The following is a 1,657-nucleotide window of genomic DNA, read 5'->3' as shown; positions in this document are numbered from 1 at the left end:
ATTTTTACTCGATGCTTTCTTCTTTAATTCCTGCGACCAACGCTTATTTTTTTAATCTATTACAGGTTTTGCCGTTTTTGTACCTTGCGGGAGATTATATTTACAGGAACCGCGAACTGGATACTCTTGCCGTTATCGATTCCCGGCCACAGGGTAACGCTTCTTGTACGGGTGGGATGAGTTTAGGTATAGTCATTGTTTTTTTGTTTTTCGGTGCGATAAGTTTGTTCTTGGGGATACTCGTTAATTTATTTGCCAGTAAACTGGCTTTTAACGGGTGGTATTCCTTGTTTTATCTTTTTACTTATGTATTGCCGACCACGATCTTTTTGACGGGTTTTTCTTTTTTCGTGGTCTATTTAACCCGTAACCGTCTTTTTTCTTTTATTCTCTTAATCGGGTACTTGTTGTTGACCGTCGTTCTCTTGCCGGATACATGCCAGGGCTTGTTTGATCCTTTTGCCCTTCATGTACCCAATATTTTTTCCGATATGGTCGGTTTCCCCGACCCGTGGGGTTATTTTTTGCACCGTTTTTGCTGGTTGCTGTGTGGTATAGGTTTTTTTAGCGCCGCGGTGGTGTTGTCCCGCCGTCTCCCGAATAGTACACGGGACAAGCGTTTATGGAAATTTATCTGCGTGATATGTTTTGTCCTTGGTGCTGGCAACGGTACGACTTTTTATTTAAGATATCAAGGTTCCGTAGAGGCTCGTCGTCTCTATCGTGATGTATACGTCCATTACAATTCCTACCCCAAAGTCACCCTACTCGATTTGGATCTGGATTACGAGTCGCGTGGAAATCGATTGTCGGTCGATTGTCGTTTACGTGTTCGGAATCAAAACAAGGAATGCGTGGAGAATCTTCTTCTTTACCTGAATCCTTCTTTAGAATTAGAGTCGGCACGTGTAGACGGGAAGGATATCCCGTGGAAGCGAGATGAACAGGTGCTCCTGCTCTATAGCGATTTGGCAGCGGGAGAGGTGTGTGAGGTGGAGATACGTTACAGGGGTAAGATCGATGAACGTATATGTTATGTGGACATCCCGGATAAAACGTTTTTCGATCTTTCGGACCGGGGAGATTTCACGTGTCGTTTCGGGAAGCGTTTCGCTTATTTGGGAGAGGATTACACTCTGCTCACCCCTGAATGCTTGTGGTACCCGGTATGTACTCCCCCGGTTAACCCGGGGAATGTATACGCTGTTGATAAACATTTTTTCAATTCGACGCTAAAGATAAGGGGCACGGGAGATAAGGCTGTTTTTTCACAAGGAGCGTCGTTCAAGGAAAGAGAGGTTACTTTATTCCGTTCGACAAAGCCTCTTGTCGGGTTATCGCTTGTAGTGGGTCGTTACACCGGCGATATGTTGCCGGTAGATTCGGTGCAATACGGTTATTATGTTTACCCGGGACACGGTGATTACTTTAACGGTTTGGAGGTCGTACCGGATTCACTCCCGGGGGTGATTTCTTCTTTTTCGAAAGCGGGGCATGGAAAGCCTTACCCTTTCGATCGTTATTTTTTTGTGGAGACCCCGCTCTCGTTTTGTAGTTTCTACCGGGTCTCTCGGAACGGAAGCGGGTACGTGCAGCCGGAGATGTACTTTTTCCCTGAGCAGATGATCGGTATACCTCTCCCGAATTTTAAAGAAGA

1 protein-coding gene is annotated in these 1,657 nt (G+C 45.5%); it reads left to right on the top strand.

Going from position 1 to position 1,657, the window contains the following annotated elements; genetic code table 11:
• Nucleotides 1-1,657 (top strand): ABC transporter permease/M1 family aminopeptidase (locus tag PGR74_RS14060; RefSeq protein WP_270517385.1); only part of this gene is annotated, 1,657 nt, incomplete at both ends.

The organism is Sanguibacteroides sp. AM78-02pH3A, assembly GCF_027666085.1.
GTDB classification, from domain to species: domain Bacteria; phylum Bacteroidota; class Bacteroidia; order Bacteroidales; family Marinifilaceae; genus Gabonibacter; species Gabonibacter massiliensis.
This window is presented reverse-complemented; position numbering and strand designations above follow the sequence as displayed.